Consider the following 5,478-nt stretch of genomic DNA (forward strand, 5'->3'; position numbering starts at 1 on the left):
TCTCGTTTCCCGCTCCAAATTCAGGACGGTGGATTTATAATAGTCTGCAAGTCATGGAAAAAAGCGCCAAAAGGCGCTTTTTTTGTAATTTCAATCTGGCCAATCCATGAGGATTGATGTTGACCGATATTCGTTCCCTCTGCTAAGTTAAATCCAACTTGGTATAATCACCTATAGAAATAAATATGGCTAAAATTCTCCAAGCCGAGAATAAGCGTATTACTTTATAGAAACGTTTTCTATACTCAGTTTTCTGCACAGCTTCTCCAACCTGTCCCTAGTCCTTTTTCAGGGATATTTATCCATAAAATTAAGAGGATAGTACAGAATGAACTATGATGTCATTGTTGTAGGATCTGGTGCTATTGCAGGCTCGCTTGCTTATGAACTTATCAGTCGCAGATTGAAAGTATGCAGGGTGGGAAGTCTTGTTCGTAGTCATGCTGCGTCAAGAGCTGCAGGAGCAATGAATGGTTGTTTTGGTGAGGTAACAAGTGGTCTTATTGCGAGTGACTATGGGAAATTGAAACTCAAAATGGATCGTGTCGCGAAAGATCGCTGGTCAACCTGGGCACAGCGTTTGGCTGCTTCTTCAGGGGATACTCGTCCTTTGTTTACAGCAAAAGGGACGCATGTCATTCTCAATACCGCAGGTATGGCCGAACTTGATAGTGTTAACTATGATGCTATAGAGTGTACGCTTCGTGAGCACAACGAACCTTATGAAGTTGTTGATCCCGAATTGATTAAGGGAATGAAAGCGAACAACTTAATGCGATCACTTAAAGGGCTTTATATTTCAGAGGAACATGCCCTTAACTCCCATATATTGCTTGAAATGTTGGATTCTGCCTTTTTCAAGGAGGGTGGAGAGATCGTTGATAACAATGTTAAGCGCATTCTCACAGAAAACGGTGTTGTAACTGGTGTTGAAACGGTTGATGGCAGGCGTCTTACCGCAGACAAAGTGATTATTGCAGCAGGCGTACAGTCGCTTGATATATTATCAGACCAATCCTCTATCGTGCAGAAAATTCCCCCACTCTTTTCAGGCTATGGAGTGTCTGTTTTACTTAAACTCAAAAACGCTGATGCACTACCAACCTCGGTTATTCGTACTCCGAATCGTGCGTTTGCTTGTGGTCTGCATTGTGTGCCGCGTGGTGATGGTGTTCTTTACGTTGGTGCAACCAACCTTGTGAAAAACCAACCTCGCATGTATGGGTCAATTGCCACTGTCCAGTTCCTTCTGGAGTGCGCTTACAATCAGATAAACGTTGATTTGTATGAGTCAGAGATAATTGCCATTCAGGTCGGTAATCGGCCTGTCTCCGCAGATGGTTTTCCATTGATTGGTGAGTGTGGCATTAACGGGGTATGGCTTGTGACTGGCACTTACCGGGACGGTCTGCACCAATCCCCGCTTTTGGCTGACTATGTTGCAAATGAGATAATGGGATTACCGAATCAGGAGATTGATTTAAAAGACTTTACCCCGATTCGGCCACCTTTAATTGGGTTTGAGCGGGATACGATTATTTTGGAAGCGGCAAAACAAACGGTAGCGATGGGTTATGAAAATATGTGGAATATCAAACCAGGATGGGAACGTGCCATCAACGAAGGTTTACTCTGTGAGTATCGGGCACAGGCTGAATTGATCGATAAAACCTTTACACCCCCTCCTGAATTAATTGCATTCTCTTGCCATGAAGAGCAGATAACACGGCGATTACGTGCTTACTACAATTGTTGGAAATAATAAAACTGTTGGACATCACGGTTATTAGTGATGTCCATGTGTATCTTTATATTGTTTTTTCCAGCTCTTTTAGCAAAACTGCCTTGCGTGCCTGCATATTTTTTATCGCTTTTTGTTTCACATGGCCGAAACCTCGTACCTGATCAGGCAGAGTTGCAATTTGTTGACAAATAGCCAGGTTATTGCGATCCAATTTTTCCATCAGAAAATCGATGAGTTGCTCATATTCAAGTAGTAAACTTCTTTCCTGTTTGCGCTCTTCTTGATAGCCGAAAATATCAAAAATTGTACCGCGAAATAGTTTACATGCTGCAAGAAAGTGAAAAACAGGAATGATCCATGCGCCATACTCTTGTTTTCCTCGCTCACCTGTTCGGGGATCTTTGCGATTGAAAAAAGGAAGGCTCAGATGAAAGCGGATCTTACCTGCGTTATTAAATTGTGAATAAAGTTTATCAAAGAACCCAGTTTTGACGTAGAGACGGGCAACTTCATATTCATCTTTATACGCCATTAGTTTGAACAAATTTTCAGCAATAGACTTGGTCAGGTCTTCTGCATCAATTTGTTGAGTAATTTGTTGGACTTGTGCAACACGGCTCAAATAGCGGAGTGCATATTTTTCATTCTGGTAATCAACCAGAAGTCTATATCTATGCAAAATAAGATCATCCAACGTCTCGATAGTCTGTTTCGGTTTAACATGCAGAAAATTATTCAGAAGTTCGGGCTGTTCGGCAGCAATGCGGCCGAGATGGAAGGCTCGTTGTGCATTATTTGCAATGTTATCTGTTGGATGGGACATTTTCTGAATGGCGCTCTCTATAGAGGATAGTCTGATGGGGATCTGACCAAGTTGCCAGGCATAACCAATTAAGACGATATTAGTTTGATTTCTGTCACCAACCAAATCTGCGGCAATTTGCTCTGTGTCAACAGATCGCAGTGTCCGGCAATGTTGATGGAGAGTATCCAGCATTTTGGTATGATCCAATTTCAGCATGGGATTTCTCAGCATAGTGCCGATTTGCGTTTTGTGGGTATTAAGTATGCAGTTGGTTCCTGTTTTCGACATCACTTCCAATGAGTTTTGCCCCGTTGCAGCAACTAAATCAGCCGCAAGGACGAGATTGGCGCGTCCCCGGTCAATTCTGACCTGATGCAGTTTATTGATATCCCGGCTGAATCGAATATGAGAGATTGCTTCTCCGCCTTTTTGGGCAAAACCAGTAAAATCAAGTAAGCTGACGGCGTAGTTTTCTATTTCGGCAGCGACACCAAGCAGGTGGCCGGCGGTGATAATACCAGTACCACCTACACCAACGAATAAGATTTCATAAGGAATGTCTGTGGAATTTAAGATTGGTTGAGGGAGTTTATTCACTAGCTTATCAAGCTCTTGCTGTGGCAATATCTTGCTGGTGTCTTGGCGAGGTTCTGCGTTTTCTATGGTGATAAAGCTAGGACAAAAACCTTTCAGACAGGATAGATCTGAATTACAAACATGCTGATCTATTGCGCGTCTAGTGCCCAGGGATGTCTCGGTTGGGATCACTGCAAGGCAATTGGATTGTATCTGGCAATCGCCACACCCTTCACAGACGAACTCGTTAATCACTGCTCGTCTTGTTGCTTTCGGTACTAATCCTCTTTTTCTCTTACGTCGTAATTCTGTTGCACAAGTTTGATCATAAATAATGACCGTCACTCCATCAGTGTCTCGAAAGCGTTTCTGTATATCTTCGAGATAATCCCGTTGATAAGCATTCACTTTGGCAGGAAGGCTATTTTTACCTTTATATTTATCAGGTTCATCAGTCACAATTGCGACATATTTCACACCTTCAGCCAGCATCAAAGACGCGATCTGCGGTATGGTAATATTTCCATCCAGTGGTTGCCCGCCTGTCATTGCTACTGCGTCATTAAACAGCAGCTTATAAGTAATGTGGCTTCCCGCAGCGACTGCCTGACGAATAGCTAAATGCCCGGAATGGAAGTAAGTACCATCCCCCAGATTTTGAAAGACATGTGAACGATTAATAAAGCGGGAATGGCCTACCCAATCGGCACCTTCGGCTCCCATTGGTGTTAGGCCATAACCTGTATCGCGATCCATCCAGGCGGCCATGATGTGACACCCAATGCCGATTTGAGCCTGACTGCCCTCGGGTAAACGGGTCGAAGTGCTGTGAGGACAGCCCGCACAGAAATAGGGAGTACGTTTGGGAAGCGTAATATCGTGCAATGCAGTTTGGGTTGACCATTCCAAAGGAAGAGAGAGAAATAAATTGAATTTCTTCAGCCATCCTGCAAGCAGCGGAGCAAGTTGTGAAGGACGTAGCTCTGTGTCTGTGGGCACAAATTTTTGGCCAAGATGATTATGCTTACCTATCAGGTTGATATGTTGTGGCAAATTGATGAGATGCCGTGCGAGTAAGATTTCGACTACAGCGTTTTTTTCTTCAATGATAAAAATATCAGTAACCTGTGATGCGATCTCGCTGAGAAGTGGGGATAAAGGATAAACCAGACGTACATGAACAAAAGCAATACCGTGTTTTGCTAATTCAGAAGGAGGTAAGCCTCCGACACGCAGGGCTTCTAAAACATCCCGATGGGCTTTGCCGACAGTAACTAATAAAGCTCGTGGATGTGAGCATGGAGCAATGAGTTGATCAATTGGATTAAGTTTGGCGAATTCTTGAACTGCTTTAAGTTTATAAGCTAAACGCTGTTCTATTTGAGGGCTAGGGAGGTCAGGCCAACGCCAATGAAGCCCACCTGGGCCGGGATCAACTTGAGGTATTGCATATTCAGGAAAAGGTTTACGCTCCCTGATGGCACAACTTTCCACGACTTCACTGATTGCTTTAAAGCCAACCCAAGCCCCGCTTAACCGGGATGCAGCCCAACCCCATAATCCCACATCATGATAATCAGAAACGGAGGCCGGATGTAAGATTGGCATGCTCCATGCCATCAAAGCGAGATCAGATTGGTGAGACATAGAAGAAGACACACAACCATGGTCATCACCAAGGATAACCAGTACACCGCCATTGGGGGAAGAGCCATAGGCATTACCATGCCTGAGCGCATCTCCGGAACGGTCTACTCCCGGCCCTTTGCCGTACCACATGCTAAAAACGCCAGTGACAGTGCGATCAGGGTCAGATTCAACTTTTTGAGTACCATAAATCGCAGCAGCCGCAAGATCTTCATTGATTGCGGGCTGAAAATGTATATTGGCTTGAGCCAACTTTTTACTGTTCTGCCATAATGTCTGATCTAAACGGGCTAATGGTGAGCCCCGATATCCTGAAACAAATCCTGCTGTATTAAGATTACGACTTCTATCTAGCTTAGCCTGAGCCAGGAGAAGCTCGATAAGAGCATCGGTGCCAGTAACAAATTTAGGTGGATAATATTGAGTCATAGGTTCGGGCCTTACTGAAGGGCAATCACCGTGTAAGATACGACTAAAAAATGGTTCTAATCTATTTCCAGCAAATTATTCCGACAAGTACAAATCTTATTAGGGGGGTAGTTGTATATATAATGTTAAATTTTAAATCCCCCTTCCCTTATCAAATTGCCGCCTTGTTGGATGTCTTTTAAGCGTTCAGTCTTGATGTGCGAGTAAATAGCTTGCCATCTTTATTGAAGGCGTTCATAATGGCGTCCGTTCTTGAGATGCGGGAATAGCTCAGTTG

Annotated in this window: 2 protein-coding genes; one reads left to right on the forward strand and one right to left on the reverse strand. The window is 43.8% G+C overall.

Annotated features, from left to right (window positions below):
* The first annotated feature begins 328 nt into the window (after window positions 1-328).
* On the forward strand, window positions 329-1,762 hold the full coding sequence (locus tag AAC147_RS19800; protein WP_047684209.1) for an NAD(P)/FAD-dependent oxidoreductase: 1,434 nt from the start codon (window positions 329-331) through the stop codon (window positions 1,760-1,762).
* A 46-nt stretch (window positions 1,763-1,808) separates the two neighbouring features.
* Here AAC147_RS19800 and AAC147_RS19805 read toward each other — a convergent pair whose 3' ends face one another.
* Window positions 1,809-5,201 carry an indolepyruvate ferredoxin oxidoreductase family protein gene (locus AAC147_RS19805; RefSeq protein ID WP_047684211.1) on the reverse strand — a complete coding sequence of 1,131 codons (3,393 nt, stop codon included), beginning with the start codon at window positions 5,199-5,201 and terminating at the stop codon, window positions 1,809-1,811.
* Window positions 5,202-5,478 lie beyond the last annotated feature (277 nt).

This window comes from Xenorhabdus sp. NBAII XenSa04, from assembly GCF_963866145.1.
In the GTDB taxonomy this organism is placed as follows: Bacteria; Pseudomonadota; Gammaproteobacteria; order Enterobacterales; family Enterobacteriaceae; genus Xenorhabdus; species Xenorhabdus indica.